We start from the raw sequence: 19,166 nt of genomic DNA, 5'->3' as shown, positions 1-19,166 counted from the left end.
CTAAACTTCGGGCCATGCCCGATCACGACCCCGCCAAGCGCGCCGTGGCGCTGCGCAAGGAACTGCAGCACCACGCGCACCTCTACTACACGCTGGACGCGCCGCAGATCCCGGACGCCGAGTACGACAAGCTGTTCCAGGAACTCCAGGCGATCGAGGCCGCGCACCCCGACCTGGTGACGCCCGACTCGCCGACCCAGCGCGTGATCGGCGCCGTGCTCGAGGGCCTGGCGCCGGTGCGGCACGCGGTGCCGATGCTGTCGATCCACACCGAGACCGACACCACGCCGGCCGGTGCCGAGAAGTTCGACGCGCGGGTGCGCAAGGCCCTCGCCCTGGCGGACGACGCGCCGCCGCTGGCCTACCACGCCGAGCTCAAGTTCGACGGGCTGGCGATCAACCTGCGTTACGAGCGCGGCGAACTGGTGCAGGCCGCCACCCGCGGCGATGGCGAGACCGGCGAGGACGTGACCCACACCGTGCGCATGATCGCGACCGTGCCGAAGCGGCTGCGCGGCGCCGCGGCCCTGGCCGCCGCCGTGATCGACGTGCGCGGCGAGGTGTTCATGCGGCGCGACGATTTCGAAGCGCTGAACGAGCGCCAGCGCAAACTGATCGAAGGCGGCGCGAAGGGCGAGAAGACCTTCGTCAACCCGCGCAACGCCGCGGCCGGCGTGGTGCGCCAGCTCGATGCCGGCAAGGCGGCCAAGCGGCCGCTGAGCTTCTTCGCCTACGCGCTCGGCGAGGTCGTCGGCTGGGACGTGCCGGGCACCCAGCACGCGCTCGCCGCCGCGTTCCGCAGGATGGGCCTGCCGGTCAACGACGACAGTCGCGTCGAGCATGGCGCCGAGGGGTTGATCCGGTTCCACCGGGAGATCGCCGCGAAGCGCGACGCGCTGCCGTTCGACATCGACGGCGTCGTCTACAAGCTCGACGACCGCGCGCAGCAGGAGCAGCTCGGCTTCAAGTCGCGCGAGCCGCGCTGGGCCGTCGCGCACAAGTACCCGGCGCAGGAGCAGACGACGCGGCTCGTGGACATCGACGTGCAGGTCGGCCGCACCGGCAAGCTGACGCCGGTCGCCAAGCTGCAGCCGGTGTTCGTCGGTGGCACGACCGTCAGCAACGCGACGCTGCACAACCAGGACGAGATCGACCGCAAGGACGTGCGGATCGGCGACACCGTGATCGTGCGACGTGCCGGCGACGTGATCCCGGAGGTCGTCGGTTCGATCATCGAGAAGCGCCCGCCCGACGCGCAGCCGTTCGACCTGTACCAGCGGCTCGGCGGCAAGTGCCCCGTCTGCGGCAGCGAGATCACGCGCGAGGAGGGCGAGGTCGACTGGCGCTGCTCGGGCGGCCTGTTCTGCCCCGCGCAGCGCAAGCAGGCGATCCTGCATTTCGCCGGGCGGCGGGCGATGGACGTCGAGGGGCTGGGCGACAAGCTGGTCGATCAGCTCGTCGATGCCGGCATCGTGCGCACGCTGCCCGAGCTGTACAAGCTCGGCGTCGCGAACCTCGCCGCGCTGGAGCGCATGGCCGACAAGAGCGCGCAGAACCTGGTCGACGGGCTCGAGAAGAGCAAGCAGACCACGCTCGCCCGCTTCCTGTATGCGCTGGGCATCCGCCATGTCGGCGAGACCACCGCGAAGGACCTGGCCAGGCATTTCGGCCAGCTCGACCGCGTGCTCGGTGCCAGCGAGCCGCAGCTTCTGGAGGTGAGCGACGTCGGCCCGATCGTCGCCCACAGCATCCACACCTTCTTCGCGCAGCCGCACAACCGCGAGATCGTCGAACAGCTGCGCGCCTGCGGCATCACGTGGAAGGAAGACGACGGCACGGCCGACAACGCGCCCAAGCCGCTGCTTGGCCAGACCTTCGTGCTGACCGGCACGCTGCCGACGCTGAGCCGCGACGAGGCGAAGGACCGCATCGAAGCGGCGGGCGGCAAGGTCAGCGGTTCGGTCTCGAAGAAGACGAGCGTCGTCGTCGCCGGTGCCGAGGCGGGCAGCAAGCTCGACAAGGCGACCGAGCTCGGCATCACCGTGATCGACGAGGCGGCGCTGCTTGCGCTGCTGCCCGAGCCGCCCGCCGTTCCAACATGACACGCGACGGCGCCGCCGACGAATTCTGGCGCCGCCTGCGCGCCCGCGTCGACGCGCCGCCCGTACGGGCCCGCGCTCCGCTCTGGCTGGGCGTGCCGGGCGAGTGCATTGGCTCGATCGAGCCGGCGCTCGCGCAACGCCTGGTGGCCGCCGGGCTGCCCGTCCGCGCGTCCGAGGCGGGCGTGTGCATCGCCGCCGGCGACGCCGCGTCCGCCGATGCCGCGCTGGCCCGCATCGCGGCCTGGCTGCATGCCGAACGCGTGGTCAACGGCTGGCGCGACGAGCTGTTGACCGTGACCGATCAGCACGACATGCCGCGTGCCCGCATCGAACGCGCGGCCGTGCGCCCGCTGGGCATCACCACCCACGCGGTGCACCTGGTCGGGCAAACGCCCGACGGCGGCGTCTGGGTGCAGCAGCGCGCGCTCGACAAGGCCACCGATCCGGGCCAGTGGGACACGCTGATGGGCGGCCTGCAGGCGGCCGGCGAGTCCGACGCGACGACGCTCGAACGCGAGACCTGGGAAGAAGCCGGCTTGCGCATCGCCGCCTTGCAGCATTTGCAGCCACGCGGCCGCTTGACCGTGCGCCGCCCGGTCTCCGATGGCTACATGGTCGAGCACATCGAACTGTTCGACGCCGTCGTTCCGCATGGCGTGGTGCCCGAGAACCGCGATGGCGAAGTCGCGCGCTTCGAGTGCCTGAAGATCGCCGAGCTGATCGCGCGCCTGACGTCCAACGCCTTCACCGTCGAGGCAGCGGCGCTGCTGATGCGCTGGCTCGAACTGCAGCGCTGCCTGTAGCGTCCGGGGCAACTTTGCAAAGCTTCGCAGGCGCCAGCGCCATCGCGCGGCGGTCTGGCACGTTGACTGACATGACGCTCTCCGGTTTGCCGACGAGAAGGCGCCCGGGCCGCGTCGAGACTTCAGTCCCGTGCTTCAAGGAGCTGCACCATGAACATCAAGACCACTGTCTATGCCGCCGCGCTCGCGGCACTGCTCGGCGTCTCGGCGCTGCCGGCCCAGGCCGACGTCCTTGTCAGGGTGTCGCCGCCGCCATTGCGCACCGAAGTCGTGCCGGCGGCGCGGCCCGGCTTCGTCTGGTCGCCGGGGTACTGGAACTGGAACGGGCGCCGCCACGTGTGGGTCGCCGGCAGCTGGATGCGCGAGCGTCCGGGCTATGTCTATCACCGCCCCGAGTGGGTGCAGCGCGGCGAGCGCTGGCAGATGCGCCGCGGCGGCTGGGACCGTGATGGCGATGGCGTGCCGAACCGCTACGACCGCCGGCCGAACAACCCGAATCGCAACTGACGGCGGCGATCACGCGCGCGGCGGCCAGGTGTCCCAGGCCGTCGCACCGATCGCTTCGCCCCACAGATCGACCTGCGCGCGCGTGCCGGCGTGCGGGCGCCGAGCTGCCTCGCCACGCACGTAGCCCAGCGCGACGCAGGCGTTCGCCTTCGGGCTCCAGCCGACCGACGACAGTTCGCCGACTGGCAGCCCATCGATCAGGAGCGGCTCGCCGCCCCAGGCGTAGTGAGCCGCCGAGTCGAGAACGAGGGTCACGAGCTTCTTGCGAAGCGGCTGGCCCTGCGCCTTCAGCAACGCCTTGCGTCCCACGAACTCCGTGGGCTTGTCGAGCCTGACCGCGAAGGTCAGCCCGGCCTCGAACGGCGTCTCGTCGGGCCCCAGTTCGGCGCCCCAGGCGCGGCGGCCCGCCTCGATGCGCAGCGCGTCGAGCGCGTAGTAGCCGGCGTCGCGCAGGCCCAGGTCGTCGCCCGCCTCGTGCAGCGCGAGGTACACGTGGCGCGCCATCTCGATCGGCACGTAGAGCTCGAAGCCCGGACCACCGACGTAGCTCATGCGCGCCGCGCGCACGCGGGCGAAGCCGACATCGATCTCGCGGCTCTGCGAGAACTTCAGCGCCTCGGCCGAGAGGTCGTCCGGCGACACCCGCGCCAGCAACTCGCGGGCCTTCGGGCCCATCACCGACAGCACCGCGACCATCGCGCTGACGTCGGTCAGCATCGCGTGCTCGGTCGGGCCGATGTGGCGATTGATCCAGTCCTGGTCGCGCGTGGTCTGCGCCGAGCCGGTGACGATCATGAAACGGTCGGCCCCGGTGCGGATCACGGTCAGGTCGCTCTCGAAGCCGCCGCGCTCGTTCAGCAGCGCGGTGTAGACCATCCTGTCGACCGGCACGTCGATCTCGTTCGCGCACAGGCGCTGCAGCACGGCGAGCGCATCGCGGCCCTGCAGCAGCAGCTTGGAGAACGAGGTCTGGTCGTACAGCGCCACCGCCTCGCGCGTCGCGCGCTGCTCGTCGATCACCCAGTCGAGCCACTGCGGGCGGCCGAGCCCGGGCTCGGCGGGGTGGGCGCCGGCGGGCTTGAAGTAGTTGGCGCGCTCCCAGCCGTTCTTGCTGCCGAAGACCGCACCCTTGTCGGCCAGCAGGTCGTAGAGCGGCGAGGTGCGCAGCGGGCGCGCGGTCTCGAGCTCCTGGCGCGGCCAGCGCATCGCGTAGTGCAGGCCCAGCGTTTCGCCGGTGCGTTCGGCCAGCGCTTTCCGGTTGGCCATGAACGGGCCGAAGCGGCGGATGTCCACGTCCCACAGGTCGCTCGGCGCTTCGCCGTCGACGATCCATTCGGCGATCAGCCGGCCCGCGCCGCCGGAGTTCGCGATGCCCGCGGAGTTGAAGCCGGCCGCGACGAAGTAGTTGCGCAGCTCCGGCGCCTCGCCGAGGATGAAGTTGCCGTCGGGCGTGAAGCTCTCGGGGCCGTTCAGCAGCATCTTGACCTTCGCGGTCTCGAGGCATGGCGTGCGATGGATCGCGTTCGTCATCAGGATCTCGAACTGGTCCCAGTCCTCGCCGAGCAGCTGGAACTGGAAGGTGCTCGGGATCGGGTCCATCCGCCACGGCTTGGCCTGCGGCTCGAAGCCGCCCATCACGAGCCCGCCCACCTCTTCCTTGTAGTAGATGAACCCATCCGGGTCGCGCATTACCGGCAGCATCGGGTGCACGCCGTCGATCCGGTCGGTGACGATGTAGAAGTGCTCGGCCGAGTAGAGCGGCACGTTGACGCCGGCCAGGCGGCCGAACTGGCGTGCCCACTGGCCGGCGCAGTTCACCAGGACCTCGCAGCGAACATCGCCCTGGGTCGTGCGCACGCCGGCGACGCGGCCGTTCTCGGTCAGCACGCCGGTCACCTCGATGTCCTCGACGATCTTCACGCCGCGGTTGCGCGCGCCCTTGGCGAGCGACATCGTCAGGTCCGCCGGGTTCGCCTTGCCGTCGCCGGGAATCCACAACCCGCCTTCGAGGTCGTCGGTGCGCAGCAAGGGGTAGAGCTCGCCGGCACGCTGCGCGTCGATCACCTCGACCTCGACGCCGAAGCTGCGCGCCAGCGCTGCCTGCTTGCGCAGCACCTTCATCCGCTCCGGCGTCGCGGCCACGTTGACGCTGCCGCACTGCTTCCAGCCGGTCGCGAGGCCGGTCTCGGCCTCGAGCGTCGAATAGAGCTCGATGCCGTACTTGCTCATCTGCGTCATGTTGCGGTTGGGGCGCATCTGCCCGACCAGCCCGGCGGCGTGCCAGGTGGTGCCGCAGGTCAGCTTGCCCTGTTCGAGCAGCAACACGTCGCGCTCGCCCATCAGGCTCAGGTGGTAGGCCGTCGAGCAGCCGGCGATGCCGCCGCCGACGACGACGATGCGGGCGTGGGAGGGCAGGGTCATGTCGAACTCCTATCCGAAGCGAAGCGCCATCACGCCGGCCACGATCACGCCGGTGCCGATGGCGCGTTGCAGGCCGAAGCGCTCCTTCAGCCACACGGTGCCGATAAGCGCGGCGAACAGCACCGAGGTCTCGCGCAGTGCCGCGACCGAGGCGACCGGCGCGCGCGTCATCGCCCACAGCGCGATGCCGTAGGCGCCGATCGACGCGCTGCCGCCGAGCGCCGCGACCGGCCAGCGCTGGCGCGCGTAGGTGACGATCTCGCGCCGGCCCTGCGCGCTGCGCCGCAGCCAGACCAGCAGCGGATACGCGATGCCGTCGAGCACGAACAGCGTCAACACGTAGCGGATGGCACCGTGGTCGTCGGCGACGCTCTCGCGCACGCCGCGGCCGTCGACCACGGTGTAGGTCGCGATGATCGCGGCGTTCGCGAACGCGAACATCAGCGCCTTGCGGTGGTGCAGCGCTTCGCCCGGGTGCGCGAGGCCGACCAGCGCCACGCCCAGCGTGATGCCGACGATGCCCAGCCACGCCACCAGCGATGGCGCCTCGCCGATGAATGCGCTGCTGGCCAGCGCGACGAGCATCGGCGCGAAGCCGCGCATGATCGGGTAGGTCAGGCCCAGCTCACCGTGCTGGTACGCGCCGACCAGCGCGATGTAGTAGCCGATGTGGATCACCAGCGACGCCGCGATGAACGGCCAGGCGCTGCGCGGCGGCAGGCCGATCCAGAGCATGAAGGGCAGCGCGATCAGCGCGCCGAGGAAGTGGACCAGCGCGGTGTCCAGCGCCTTGTCGTTGCCGGACTTGATCAACGCGTTCCACGAGGCGTGGAGCAGCGCCGCGCACAGGACGGCGGCGACGATCGGCCAGGTCAAGGCCATCAGGCGTGGGATGCGTCGGCGTGGGCCGGCGCCAGCGCGCACCGCGCCGCGCGTTCGAGGAAATGCGCGAGTGGCGACGTGACCAGATCGGCCTGCTTCGCCAGGTCGTCCCACTGCCGCAGCATCACCGCGTCGCGCGCGCCGCTCTGCTCGACGAACGCGGCGGCCTGCTCGGCGCCGAACACGCCACCCTGCAGCGCGAGGCTGCGCTTCGAGTCGTCCGACAGCTTCGCGTAGTAGCCCGGGTTGGCCTGGCACAGGTAGCGCTTCGCGTCGACATGGAGCTTGATCGCGTCGAGCACGGCATCCGGGAACAGCCCGCGCAGGAACGGCAGCGCGTAGTACTGGTGCGTGTCGTCGATGCCGCGCAGCGATGGCGTCTCGCCCTGGTCGTTCAGCAGGTGCCCCAGGTCGTGCAGCAGGCAGGCCGTGACCAGTGCATCGTCGGCGCCGGACTGTTCGGCCAGGTGCGCGGTCTGCAGCGCATGCTCGAGCTGGGTGACCGGCTCGCCGCTGTACTGGCTGGCGCCGTGGCGTGCGAAGAGCAGGGCGATGTCGTCGAGGCTGATCATGGCGTCGTGGCGCTCAGCGGATGGGGGTTTCTGGGCCGCTCAGCGCACCGTGCTGCGAATTGCGGATGCGGGTCTTGGTCAGCGCGCCGGCCGATTCCAGGATCGGATAGGCGATCGAGCAGATGTGCGAGTTGATGCGCTTCAGGTCGCTGATCAGGTCGATGTGCAGCGAGCTGGTCTCGATGCTCTGCGCCGTGTTGTCCTGCAGCCGGGCGATGTGGCTGGCGGCGTATTCGTGTTCCAGATCGCGAAAGCGCGCCTTCTCCTCGAGCAGCTTTTTGGCGTCGCGCACGTGGCCGTCGAGGAACACGCTCATGCCCAGCCGCAGGTTCGCGGTCAGGCGCTCGTGCAGGTGGACGATCTCGGCCATGCCGGCATCGGAGAAGCGGCGGTTCTTGCGGATCTTCTTGTCCTCGATGTCCTGGATCACGCGCTCGATGATGTCGCCGATCTGCTCCATGTTGATCGTGAACGAGACGATGTCGGTCCAGCGCCGGCCTTCATCCTCGGACAGCGCCTCGCGCGAGATCTGCGTCAGGTAGAACTTGATCGCGGAGTAGAGCTGGTCGACCGTGTCGTCCATGTTGCGCAGCTGCTCCGCCAGCACGAGGTCGTTGTCGCGCAGCACCGGCAGGATGCCGTGCATCATGGTCTCGACCACATCGGCCTGGTGCAACGCCTCGCGCGCGGCGCAGCTGATCGCGAGCGACGGCGTCTGCAGCGCGGACGGGTCGAGGTGGCGCGGGCGCGTCGAGCCAGCCGCTGCCGGCGGTGCAGGCAGCAGCTTCTCGACCCAGCGCGCCATCGGGCCGGTCAGGCCGATGAACAGCAGCGCGCGGATCACGTTGAAGCCGAGGTGGAACGCGATCACCTGCGCGTGCACGCTCGGGACGTATTCCTGCAGCAGCACGTGCACCTGCGGCAGCAGCGGAATGGCGATGGCGCAGCCAGTCAGCTTGAACAGCAGGCTGCCGAGCGGCAGGCGCAGGCGCAGCACCGGCGGGCCGGAGCTCGTCAGCATCGCGAGGATGCCGCTGCCGATGTTGGCGCCCAGCACCAGGCCGAGTGCGACCGTGACCGGCAGGATGCCCGACGCGGCCAGCGTGGCCGTCAGCAGCACGAACGCGAGGCTGGAGTAGCAGGCCATCGTCAGCAACGCGCCGACGATGATGTCGAGGAACACGTCGTTCGGCAGCCCGACGATCAGGCCGCGGATCACCGGCGACGCGATCATCGGCTGCGTGGCCGAGACGATCAGCTGCAGCGCGAGCGTGATCAGGCCGAAGCCGATCGCTACCTGCCCGGCGCGGCCCCAGGTGCTCTTCTCGTTCGAGATGAACAGCACCACGCCGGTGAAGATCAGCAGTGGCGACAGCCACGACAGGTCGAACGAGAACACCACCGCCATCAGGCTGGTGCCGATCTCCGCGCCGAGCATCACCGCGAGGCCGGCGGCCATGCCGACCAGCCCGCTGCCGACGAACGACGAGATGATCACCGCGGTGGCCGTGCTCGACTGCACCAGCCCGGTGACCGCCAGGCCGGCCAGCATCGACTTGGCGCGGTTGCTCAGGCTGCTGGCCAGCACCCGGCGCAGGTTCTCGCCGAAGATCCGGATCACGCCGGTGCGCACGATGTTCGTGCCCCACACGAGCAGGGCGATCGCGGCCAGCAGGTTCAGCAGATGGATCATCGGGTCGGGAAAGCCTTTCTGAGGTCAGACCCAGGGCAGGGAATAGGTCTTGGTGTTGGTGAAGCTCTTCATCGCTTCCTGCACGCCTTCCTTGTACCCGAGGCCCGAGTCCTTGATGCCGCCGAACGGCGTCAGCTCGAGTCGGTAGCCAGGCACCTCACGGACGTTGACCGTGCCGACCTGCAGTTCGGAGACGAAGCGCGAAATGTAGTCGAGCCGGTTGGTGCAGACGGCCGATGACAGGCCGTAGGCCGTGCCGTTGGAGATCCTGATCGCCTCGTCGATGGTCGCGAACGTGATGATCGGCGAGACCGGGCCGAAGGTCTCCTGCAGCGCGACGGTCATCTCGGGCCGCACGCGGTCGATGACGGTCGGCGCGTAGAGCGCACCATCGCGCCGGTTGCCGACCAGCAGCCGGGCGCCCTGCGAAACCGCTTCGTCGACACGCGACTCGAACAGGCGCGCCGCCTCCTCGTCGATCACCGTGCCCATCTCGACCTTCGCATCGCTCGGGTCGCCGAAGCTCCAGGCCTTCGTCTTCTCGACCACGAGGTCAGTGAAACGCCCGACCACCGCTTCGTGCACCAGCATGCGCTTGACCGCGGTGCAGCGCTGGCCGGAGTTCTTGTACGAGCCCTGCACCGCGAGCGTCGAGGCTTCGTCGAGATCGGCGTCTTCCATCACGATGATCGGATCGTTGCCGCCGAGCTCGAGCACCATGCGCTTGTAGCCGGCCTTGGCCGCGATGTACTTGCCGATCGCGACGCCGCCGGTGAAGGTGACCAGATCGACCAGCGGGTTCGTGATCAGCTCGTCGGCGATCTCGCGCGGGTCGCCGGTCACGACCGAGAGCATCTCCGACGGCAGCCCGGCCTCGTAGAGCAGGTCGGCGAAGAGCAGGGCGGACAACGGCACCTTCTCGGAGGGCTTCAGCACCATCCGGTTGTTGGTCGCGATCGACGGCACCACCTTGTGCGCGACCTGGTTCATCGGGTGGTTGAACGGCGTGATCGCGGTGATGACGCCGAGCAGCGGGTCGCGCTGGGTGTAGACGCGGCGCTTCTTGCCGTGCGGGGTCAGGTCGCACGAGAAGATCTGGCCGTCGTCCTTCAGGCACTCGTTGGCGCCGAAGACCAGCACGTCGGCGACGCGGCCGGCTTCGTAGGTCGCGTCCTTCATGCACAGGCCGGACTCGGCGCTGATCAACGCGGCGACCTGCGCGGTGCGTTCGCGCACCAGCACGGCGGTCTTGTTCAGGATGTTCGCGCGCTCGAAACGAGTGAGCTTCGGCTTGTAGGCGTGGGCGATCGCGAAGGTGTTCTGCACTTCCGCCAGCGTCGCCTTCGGCACGCTGCCGATGCAGGCGTTGGTGTACGGGTTGAAGACCTCGATGCAGCGGTCGCCGGTGCGGTCCATGCCGACCTTCTCGCCGGCGATCCGCATGCCCCAGTTCTGGATGGTGTCGGTCATGGTCATTGCGCGTGGTTGAGTGCGAGATCGAAGGCGTCGAAGTTGCGCCAGCGGTGGTTCATGTCCAGTCCGTCGATCTTGCGGTTCAGGATGAGAGGAACGCGTTGCTCGGACACGCCGCCGTGCGAGCGCAGCGGTGCGTCGAGCGCACTGAGGTCGTGGCGCGCCGCCGCGGTGCCGATGACGGTGGAGCGTTCGGAGACGACGACGATGTCGCCGATGCGATCGGCCGGCAGCTCGAAGCGCTCGGCCGCCTCGGCGCGGGTCAGCACCGATTCGATGCCGCGCTGGGCGGCCAGCCGCTTCACCAGCGGCGCTTGATCGACGCCTGCGGGGAGGTACACCGTCGCGAAGGAGCCGAGCGCACCGTGGTGAACCACGTACGGGTCGGTGATCGGCAGGATCACGCGCGCCTTCGAGGCGCCGAGCCAGCCGTCGAGCACGTCCTGCAGATAGATCACGTCTGGCTGCGCGTCCATCGCGGTCTTCGCGTTCATGCCGTGGTCCGCGGTCAGCGCGATCACGCAGCCGAGCGCGTCGAGCTGGCCGAGGTACGAATCCATCATCGCGTAGAACGCGTCCGCGCCGTCGGTGCCGGGCGCGTGCTTGTGCTGCACGTAGTCGGTGGTCGAGAGGTACATCACGTCCGGCCGCTTCGCCTGCTGCATCAGCTTCACGCCCGCGGCGAACACGAACTCCGACAGGTCCGCGCTGTAAACCGACGGCACCGGCTTGCCGACCAGCCCGAGCACGTCCGCGATGCCGTGCTCGGCCAGCGCGACCTCGTCGGCTTTCTCCGCCGAGAAGCAGATGCCGGTCATCTGGTGGCCGAGCAGCTTGCGCAGCTTGTCCTTCGCGGTGACGACCGCCACCGACGCGCCGGCCTCGGCCAGCGTGGCCAGCAGCGTCGGCGCGCGCAGCCACTTCGGGTCGTTCATCATGACCTCGGTGTCGGTCGCGACGTCGTACAGGTAGTTGCCGCAGATGCCGTGCACCGAAGGAGGGGCGCCGGTCACGATCGACAGGTTGTTCGGGTTCGTGAAGCTCGGGATCACGCAATCGGCGATCAGCGCGGTGCCTTCGGCGAGCACGCGCTTCAACCACGGCATGCGGCCGTGCGCCACTGCCTGGGCCAGGTAATCGGGCTCGCAGCCGTCGACGCAGACGACGACGGTCGGATGCTTCGGCGTGGCGTAGTTTCGGTTGTTGACGTTGAGGATCATGAGGGGGCTTTCTCCAGCGCGCGCGCATGCTGCTGCTGGCGCAGGTTGTTCTTGATCGTGCGTTCCTTGCTTTCGATCACGTGGTCGAACATCGCGCGGCCGGCCGCCTCGGCATCGCCCGAGGCGATCGCCTTGACGATCTGCCGGTGCTCGCTGGCGGAGATCGGCATCAACCAGCCGTCGGCCAGGTTCAGGCGGCGGAACAGGCTCAGCTCCTTGATCAGCTTGCGGTAGATCGCGGTCAGCTTGCTGTTGCCCGCCAGTTCGACCAGGCGGTCGTGGAATTTCAGGTTCAGCAGGTGGTAGTGGTACGCGTCCTTGGACTTGACCGCCTGCTCCATCTGGTCGACCAGGCCGCGAACTTCCTTCAGCTGCACCGGGCTGATGTTCTCGGCGAGGCGGCGGCCGACCAGTTCGTCCATCGCGGCGCGCAAGTCGAAGATCTCGACCGCTTCGTGGATCGGGATGTCGCGCACGAAGACGCCGCGGTTCTTTTCGGTGCGCACCAGACCGGCTTCCTCGAGCATGCGGAACGCCTCGCGCAGCGGCCCGCGCGAGACGCCCAGGCGCGCGGCCAGGGCCATCTCGGTCAGCTTGGCGCCGGGGGCCAGTTCGCCGGACAGGATCATTCGCTCGAGCTCGCCTTGCACGACGCTCGTGAGGGAACTCGTTTGCAGCAGCGTGATGGTCGGATGGGGCACGACGGTAGTGCTCATGGATGACGAGTAGATGACAGTGACTGTTTATTGTCAACAATTTTCAGGAAACAGTTGACGACGGTTTGAGTGCCCCCCTAGACTGCCCTGCCAGCATCGTGGGGTCGTCCCTCTCGACGGGCACGCGGCTTGCAAACCGGTTCGCTTCATCCACGCTTCCTCTTCGTCAGGAGTTCCGCATGAATCTGGGTTCCATCAAGCCGGTGCTCGCTGCGCTGGCGCTGCTCGCCGGCACCGGCGCGTTCGCGCAGAAGACGCAACTCACGGTCTACACCGCGCTCGAAACCGACCAGTTGAAAGCCTACGAGGCCGGGTTCACCAAGGTGAACCCCGACATCGAGATCAAGTGGGTGCGCGACTCGACCGGCGTGATCACCGCGAAGCTGCTGGCCGAGAAGGCCAATCCGCAGGCCGACGTGGTGATGGGCGTGGCGGCGTCGAGCCTGGCGCTGCTGGACACGAACAAGATGCTGATCCCGTACGCGCCGCTGAATCTCGACGCGATCATGAGCCAGTACCGCGACAAGAAGAACCCGCCGGCGTGGTTCGGCATGGACCTGTGGGGCGCGACCGTCTGCTTCAACACCGTCGAGGCGCAGAAGAAGGGCCTGCCCAAGCCCGAGACCTGGAAGGACATGACCAAGCCGATCTACAAGGGCCAGATCGTGATGCCGAACCCGGCCTCGTCGGGGACCGGCTTCTTCGACGTGTCGGCCTGGCTCACGCTCTGGGGCGACGACAACGGCAAGGGCGGTGGCTGGAAGTTCATGGACGCGCTGCACGAGAACATCGCGCAGTACACCCATTCGGGCTCCAAGCCCTGCAACATGGCGGCCACCGGCGAGTACGTGATGGGCATCTCGTTCGAGTACCGCGGCAACACCAACAAGGCCAAGGGCGCGCCGATCGACCTGGTGTTCCCGAAGGAAGGCCTCGGCTGGGACCTGGAGGCGTTCGCGATCCACGCCGGCACCAAGAAGCTCGACGCCGCGAAGAAGCTCGCCGACTGGGCCTCGAGCAAGGACGCGATGAAGCTGTATGGCAAGAACTTTGCGATCACCGCGGTCCCGGGCGTGGCCGAACCGCTGAAGAACGTGCCGGCCGACTACGAGAAGCGCCTGGTGAAGATGGACTTCGCGACCACCGCGTCGAACCGCGAACGGGTGCTGGCCGAGTGGAACAAGCGCTACGACGCGAAGTCCGAGCCGAAGAAGTAAGCGGCTCGATGAGCGAGTACCTGCGCCTGGAGGGCATCCGGAAGAACTTCGGTTCGTTCCAGGCGCTGCGTGACGTCGACCTCGCGATCGCGAAGGGCGAGTTCGTCTGCTTCCTCGGTCCCTCGGGCTGCGGCAAGACGACGCTGCTGCGGATCATCGCGGGGCTCGAGACGCAGACGGCCGGCCGCATCGTCCAGGCGGGCCGGGACATCTCGGTGCTGCCGCCGGCGCAGCGCGACTACGGCATCGTCTTCCAGTCGTACGCGCTGTTCCCGAACCTGACGGTGGCCGACAACGTCGCCTATGGCCTGGTCAACCGCAGGCAGCCGCGGGCCGAGATCGCGAAGCGGGTCGAGGAACTGCTCAAGCTCGTCGGCCTGCCCGGCAGCGGGCCGAAGTACCCGGCGCAGCTGTCGGGCGGCCAGCAGCAGCGGATCGCGCTCGCACGCGCGCTCGCCACCAAGCCGGGGCTGCTGCTGCTCGACGAGCCGCTGTCGGCGCTCGATGCGCTGGAGCGGGTGCGGCTGCGCCAGGAGATCCGGGCGTTGCAGAACCAGCTCGGCGTGACCACCATCATGGTCACGCACGACCAGGAGGAGGCGTTGTCGGTAGCCGACCGCATCGTCGTGATGAACCACGGCGTGATCGAGCAGGTCGGCACGCCGATGCAGGTCTACCGCGACCCGGCCACGCCCTTCGTCGCCGATTTCGTCGGCAAGATCAACGTGCTCCCCGGCCGACTGCACCCGGGGCGCGCGCTGCAGATCGGCGCGAGCCGCTTCGAGTGCACGCTCGACGCCGACGCGGCGCGCGACGTCAAGGTCTACCTGCGCCCCGAGGACGTGCTCGCCCGCCCCATCGCGGCCGGGGACGCCAACGTGTTCGAGGCGTCGATCGAGAAGATCGAGTTCCTGGGCTCGTACTGCCATGTCAGCGTGCGCTCGGCCGAGATCGGGCCGCAACCATTGACGGTCTACTTGTCCTTGAACTACCTGGCCGAGCAGAGCCTCGAGGTCGGCAGCCGGCTGCCGCTGCGGGTGATGCCGGAGCGCATGCGCTTCTTCTGACGCCCCGCCGCGCCGAGCTGCCGCCTTCATGTCCACCGTCGCCTTGCCGTCGCCGCCCAGCACCACTGCGCTGCGCCAGCGCGCGCACTGGACAGACCGCATCGCGCACGCGCTGCTGTTCGCAATCGTGCTGGCGCTGGTGGTGTTCCTGGCGTTGCCGCTGGCGAGCATCCTGGTCAAGTCGCTGCAGGACCCGCAGGGCGCCTTCGTCGGCCTCGTCAATTTCACCAGCTACCTGGCGACACCGTCGTTGCTGACCTCGCTGTGGAACAGCGTCTGGGTCTCGCTGCTCGTCACCGCGATCACGGTGCCGCTGGCCTTCACGTTCGCGTATGCGTTGACGCGCAGCTGCATTCCGCTGAAAGGCACGCTGCGGACGATCGCGCTGGTGCCGCTGCTGGCGCCTTCGCTGCTGTCTGCGCTGTCGCTGATCTACTGGTTCGGCAACCAGGGTCTGGTGCGCGGCTTCATCCAGGCGTTCGGGTTCAACGAAATCTACGGCGCGCCGGGTGTCGTCGCGGCCGAGTGCTTCGCGGTGTTCCCGCACGCGCTGATGATCCTGGTCACGGCGCTGTCGCTGGCCGACGCGCGGCTGTACGAAGCGGCCGACGCGCTGGGCACCGGCACGCGGCGCAAGTTCTTCACGATCACGCTGCCGGGCGCGAAGTACGGGCTGATCTCGGCCGCGCTGGTCAGTTTCACGCTGGTGATGACCGACTTCGGCATCCCCAAGGTGATCGGCGGCAACTTCAACATGCTCGCCACCGACGTGTTCAAGCTGGTGATCGGCCAGCAGGATTTCCAGCGCGGCGCGGTCGTCGGCCTGCTGCTGCTGACGCCGGCAGTGCTCACCTTCGTCGTCGACTGGACCATCAGCCGCAAGCAGACCGCGATGCTGTCGGCGCGCGCCGTGCCGTACCGGCCGAAGCCGGCGCGAGGCTTCGACATCGCGATGCTGGTCTTCGCGCTGCTGATCGCCGCGCTGATGCTCGCGATGCTCGGCATGGCGGTGTTCGCGTCGTTCGCGAGTTTCTGGCCCTACAACCTCGCGCCGACGCTGACCCACTACACGATGGGGCTGGTCGACGCCGAGGTCGGCGATGCCTTCGTCAACAGCCTGAAGCTCGCGGCCGGCACGGCGTTCTTCGGCACGATCCTGGTCTTCGTCGGCGCCTACATGCTGGAGAAGACGCGCGGCATGGACGCACTGCGCCCGGTCGTGCGGCTGCTCGCGATGCTGCCGATGGCTGTGCCCGGGCTGGTGCTCGGGCTGGGCTACATCTTCTTTTTCAACCTGCCGGGCAACCCGTTGAACGGCCTGTACCAGACGCTGCCGCTGCTGGTGCTGTGCACGATCGTCCACTTCTACACGACGGGTCACCTGACGGCCGTGACGGCGCTGAAGGCGCTGGACACCGAGTTCGAATCGGTCTCGGCGTCGCTGAAGGTGCCGTTCTTCAAGACTTTCTGGCGCGTCACGCTGCCGATCTGCACGCCGACGCTGCTCGACATCGCACGCTACTTCTTCATCAACGCGATGACGACGATCTCGGCGGTGGTGTTCCTCTATTCGCCGAGCACCAAGGTCGCGTCGATCGCGATCCTCAACCTCGACGAGGCCGGCGAGGCCGGCGCCGCCGCCGCCTGCGCGGTGCTGATCACCGCCGGCTCGACGCTGGTGACCCTGCTGTTCATCGCGCTCGGCTGGTGGGTCAACCGCCGGACCCAGGCCTGGCGCGGCGGCCGCTGACAACAAGGAAGGAGACGACGCCGTGGACCGTGATGCCATCCTGCTGACCCCGGGCCCCTTGACCACCACGCTGCGCACCAAGCTCGCGATGCTGCGCGACTGGGGCTCGTGGGACGCCGATTTCGTCGCGATGACCGCCGAGCTGCGCCGCCGGCTGATCGCAATCATCGACGGCGCCGATTCGCACGTCGTCGTGCCCTTGCAGGGCAGCGGCACGTTCTCGGTCGAAGCCGCGGTCGCGACGCTGGTGCCGCGCGACGGCCACCTGCTGGTGCTGGACAACGGTGCGTACTGCAAGCGGCTCGGCAAGGTCGCCACACTGATGGGCCGGCGCACGACGATCATGGCGCACCCCGAGGACGAAGCCGTCTCGGCGGAAGCGCTCGATGCGAAGTTGCGCGCCGATCCCAGCATCACCCACGTCGGCTTCATCCATTGCGAGACCGGCACCGGCGTGCTCAACCCGCTCCAGGCGGTCAGCGACGTGTGCCGGCGCCACGGCAAGGGCCTGATCATCGACGCGATGAGCTCGTTCGCGGCGCTGCCGATCGACGCGCGTGCCGTCACGTTCGACGCGCTCGTCGCCGCCAGCGGCAAGTGCCTGGAGGGCGTGCCCGGCATGGGCTTCGTGTTCATCCGCAAGGCTGCCCTCGCGGCCTGCGAGAACAACTCGCACTCGCTGGCGATGGACCTGTTCGACCAGCACGCCTACATGGAGAAGACCGGCCAGTGGCGCTTCACGCCGCCGACGCACGTGGTCGCGGCGCTGGGCGAGGCGCTGAAGCAGTTCGACGAGGAGGGCGGACAGCCCGCCCGCCTGGCGCGCTATGCCGACAACTGCGCGACGCTGATCGAGGGCATGAAGGGGCTCGGTTTCAAGCCCTTCCTGGCGCCGGCGCTGCAGGCGCCGATCATCGTCACCTTCCATGCGCCGGCGGTCGCCGGCTACGACTTCAAGGCGTTCTATGCCGAGGCCAAGCGCCGCGGGTTCATCCTCTACCCGGGCAAACTGACGGAGGTGGAGACCTTCCGCGTCGGCTGCATCGGCGCGATCGGGCGCAACGAGATGCAGCAGGCGGTGAACGCGGTGGCCGACGCGATGCGCGCGCTGGTCTGGGCGCGTTGAATGGTCGTCAACGCCGGTTCATCTCGTCGCGCGTCAGCTTGCGACCCACGACCAACTTGCCGCGCAAGCCGGTCATCGCAGCTTCGTACTGCCGCAATGGGATCGGGTGAGCGTAGTCGGTCAGCCACAGGCGGAGCTGCTTGTTCAGCGTGCTGCCTTCTCTCAGCGCGCGCGTGTGCACCGAGGCAGCGCAAATAGTATCGTGTGATCGATCAAAGGGCAGCCCATGGCGAACAAGCGAGCGAACAATTCGGCCGAGCATCCCGCGCTGAGGGCGGTGCGCGAATCCGGCACCGGCAAGGTCAAGGTCGCGGTCAGCGACATCGACGGCATCCTGCGCGGCAAGTACCTGCACATCGACAAGTTCCTCGGCGCGGCGCAACCGCACCCGAACGGCGGCTTCGGCTTCTGCGACGTGGTGTTCGGCTGGGATGCCAACGACCACTGTTACGACAACGCCACGCTGACCGGCTGGCAGCACGGCTTTCCGGACGCGCTCGCGCGGCTCGATCTCGACACCTTCCGCAACGTGCCGTGGGACGATGGCGTGCCGTTCTTCCTCGGCGACTTCGTGACCCCGGCCGGCGAGCCGTCGCCGATCTGCCCGCGCCAGACGCTCAAGCGCGTGCTCAAGCGCGCCGAGAAGCTCGGCGTGCTGCCGATGGCGGGCATGGAATTCGAGTGGTTCAACTTCGCCGAGACGCCGCAGAGCTGGGCGGCCAAGCAGGGCGTCGGCCCGGAGCCGATCACGCCGGGTATGTTCGGCTACTCGCTGCTGCGCATGAACCACAAGCGCGAGTTCTTCAAGGCGCTGATGGACGAGATGCCGCTGTTCGGCGTGCCGATCGAGGGGCTGCACACCGAGACCGGGCCGGGCGTGTACGAGGTCGCGATCGCGTTCGGCGAGGCACTGGAGCAGGCCGATCGCGCGATCCTGTTCAAGACCGGCGCCAAGGAGATCGGCGCGCGCTTCGGCGTGATGCCCAGCTTCATGGCGAAGTGGAACCAGCAGCTGCCAGGCTGCTCCGGTCACATCCACCAGAGCCTGTCGGATGGCAAGACCAACCTGTTCTTCGATGCGAAATCGCCGCGCAAGATGAGCAAGTTATTCGAGAGCTACCTCGCGGGGCAGTGCGGCTTCCTGATGGAGATGGCGCCGATGTTCTGGCCGACCATCAACAGCTACAAGCGCCTGGTCGATGGCTTCTGGGCGCCGGTCAAACCGACCTGGGGGATGGACAACCGCACCGCGAGTTTCCGCGTGATCGCCGGCAGCCCGAAGGCCACGCGCCTGGAGACCCGCTGCCCCGGCGCCGACGTGAACCCGTACCTCGCGATGGCCGCGGTGATCGCGGCCGGGCTGCACGGCGTCGAGCAGGGCCTGAAGCTGACCCAGCCGCCGATCACCGGCACCAACCAGGGCGCGGACGACATCCCGCGCGCGCCGCGCACGCTGATCGAGACGACGCAGGTGTTCAGGCAGTCCGACGTGGCCCGGGACTGGTTCGGCGACGACTTCGTCGACCATTTCGCTGCCACCCGCGAGTGGGAGTGGCGCCAGTGGCTGGACGGCGTGACCGACTGGGAACTGAAGCGCTACTTCGAGATCATCTGACG

At 68.4% G+C, this 19,166-nt stretch carries 16 protein-coding genes; 8 read left to right on the top strand and 8 right to left on the bottom strand.

Annotation, left to right across the window (positions count from 1 at the left end):
• Positions 1 to 14: 14 nt before the first annotated feature.
• The 3 genes from ligA to ASC76_RS20435 all read left to right on the top strand — a co-directional run bounded on the left by ligA (position 15) and on the right by ASC76_RS20435 (position 3,412).
• The gene (gene ligA / locus ASC76_RS20445; RefSeq protein WP_056470675.1) at positions 15 to 2,102 is read left to right on the top strand and encodes an NAD-dependent DNA ligase LigA; all 2,088 of its coding nucleotides are present in this window, start codon (positions 15 to 17) and stop codon (positions 2,100 to 2,102) included.
• The gene (locus ASC76_RS20440; protein WP_056470671.1) at positions 2,099 to 2,905 is read left to right on the top strand and encodes a DUF4743 domain-containing protein; all 807 of its coding nucleotides are present in this window, start codon (positions 2,099 to 2,101) and stop codon (positions 2,903 to 2,905) included. Before ligA ends, ASC76_RS20440 begins: the two co-directional genes overlap by 4 nt.
• Positions 2,906 to 3,055: 150 nt before the next feature.
• On the top strand, positions 3,056 to 3,412 hold the full coding sequence (locus tag ASC76_RS20435) for a YXWGXW repeat-containing protein (protein WP_056470668.1): 357 nt from the start codon (positions 3,056 to 3,058) through the stop codon (positions 3,410 to 3,412).
• A gap of 9 nt (positions 3,413 to 3,421) precedes the next feature.
• On the opposite strand, the gene ASC76_RS20430 is transcribed toward ASC76_RS20435, so the two are convergent.
• Genes ASC76_RS20430 through ASC76_RS20400 form a run of 7 tightly spaced genes read right to left on the bottom strand, consistent with a single transcriptional unit; the run spans position 3,422 to position 12,389 of the window.
• Entirely contained in the window at positions 3,422 to 5,833 is a 2,412-nt protein-coding gene (locus tag ASC76_RS20430) for an FAD-dependent oxidoreductase (RefSeq protein ID WP_056470665.1), read from the bottom strand.
• A gap of 9 nt (positions 5,834 to 5,842) precedes the next feature.
• Complete coding sequence (locus ASC76_RS20425) at positions 5,843 to 6,715, bottom strand: EamA family transporter (RefSeq protein ID WP_056470662.1); 873 nt, start codon at positions 6,713 to 6,715, stop codon at positions 5,843 to 5,845.
• Complete coding sequence (locus ASC76_RS20420) at positions 6,715 to 7,287, bottom strand: phosphonate degradation HD-domain oxygenase (protein WP_056470659.1); 573 nt, start codon at positions 7,285 to 7,287, stop codon at positions 6,715 to 6,717. Before ASC76_RS20420 ends, ASC76_RS20425 begins: the two co-directional genes overlap by 1 nt.
• Positions 7,288 to 7,300: 13 nt before the next feature.
• Positions 7,301 to 8,980, bottom strand: a complete 1,680-nt coding sequence (locus ASC76_RS20415) for a Na/Pi cotransporter family protein (RefSeq protein WP_056470656.1) — start codon at positions 8,978 to 8,980, stop codon at positions 7,301 to 7,303.
• Between the two features lie 24 nt (positions 8,981 to 9,004).
• A complete protein-coding gene (gene phnY, locus ASC76_RS20410) occupies positions 9,005 to 10,423 on the bottom strand; it encodes a phosphonoacetaldehyde dehydrogenase (RefSeq protein WP_371262162.1) in 1,419 nt (472 codons plus the stop codon).
• Positions 10,424 to 10,452: 29 nt separating this feature from the next.
• Positions 10,453 to 11,673, bottom strand: coding sequence for a phosphonoacetate hydrolase (phnA, locus tag ASC76_RS20405; RefSeq protein ID WP_056470648.1), 1,221 nt, complete (start codon positions 11,671 to 11,673; stop codon positions 10,453 to 10,455).
• Positions 11,670 to 12,389, bottom strand: a complete 720-nt coding sequence (locus ASC76_RS20400) for a phosphonate utilization associated transcriptional regulator (protein WP_056470645.1) — start codon at positions 12,387 to 12,389, stop codon at positions 11,670 to 11,672. The genes phnA and ASC76_RS20400 overlap by 4 nt, the downstream gene beginning before the upstream one ends.
• A gap of 179 nt (positions 12,390 to 12,568) precedes the next feature.
• On the opposite strand from ASC76_RS20400, the gene ASC76_RS20395 reads away from it, so the two are divergent.
• From ASC76_RS20395 to ASC76_RS20380, 4 genes are read left to right on the top strand one after another with little or no spacing between them, the layout of a single operon-like run.
• Positions 12,569 to 13,606: a putative 2-aminoethylphosphonate ABC transporter substrate-binding protein gene (locus tag ASC76_RS20395; protein WP_056470643.1), complete on the top strand. Its 1,038-nt coding sequence runs from the start codon at positions 12,569 to 12,571 to the stop codon at positions 13,604 to 13,606.
• A gap of 8 nt (positions 13,607 to 13,614) precedes the next feature.
• Positions 13,615 to 14,673 carry a putative 2-aminoethylphosphonate ABC transporter ATP-binding protein gene (locus tag ASC76_RS20390; protein WP_056470640.1) on the top strand — a complete coding sequence of 353 codons (1,059 nt, stop codon included), beginning with the start codon at positions 13,615 to 13,617 and terminating at the stop codon, positions 14,671 to 14,673.
• 28 nt (positions 14,674 to 14,701) lie between these two features.
• Complete coding sequence (locus ASC76_RS20385) at positions 14,702 to 16,423, top strand: putative 2-aminoethylphosphonate ABC transporter permease subunit (protein WP_056470636.1); 1,722 nt, start codon at positions 14,702 to 14,704, stop codon at positions 16,421 to 16,423.
• Positions 16,424 to 16,445: 22 nt separating this feature from the next.
• Positions 16,446 to 17,549, top strand: a complete 1,104-nt coding sequence (locus ASC76_RS20380; protein WP_056470634.1) for a 2-aminoethylphosphonate--pyruvate transaminase — start codon at positions 16,446 to 16,448, stop codon at positions 17,547 to 17,549.
• A gap of 7 nt (positions 17,550 to 17,556) precedes the next feature.
• Here the strand turns inward: ASC76_RS20380 and ASC76_RS20375 are convergent, their stop codons facing one another.
• Positions 17,557 to 17,730, bottom strand: coding sequence for a hypothetical protein (locus tag ASC76_RS20375; RefSeq protein ID WP_200947183.1), 174 nt, complete (start codon positions 17,728 to 17,730; stop codon positions 17,557 to 17,559).
• A gap of 45 nt (positions 17,731 to 17,775) precedes the next feature.
• Between ASC76_RS20375 and ASC76_RS20370 the strand changes: the two genes are divergently transcribed.
• On the top strand, positions 17,776 to 19,164 hold the full coding sequence (locus ASC76_RS20370; protein ID WP_056470631.1) for a glutamine synthetase family protein: 1,389 nt from the start codon (positions 17,776 to 17,778) through the stop codon (positions 19,162 to 19,164).
• Positions 19,165 to 19,166 lie beyond the last annotated feature (2 nt).

This window comes from Rhizobacter sp. Root404, assembly GCF_001425865.1.
GTDB lineage: Bacteria > Pseudomonadota > Gammaproteobacteria > Burkholderiales > Burkholderiaceae_C > LMDS01.
This window is presented reverse-complemented; position numbering and strand designations above follow the sequence as displayed.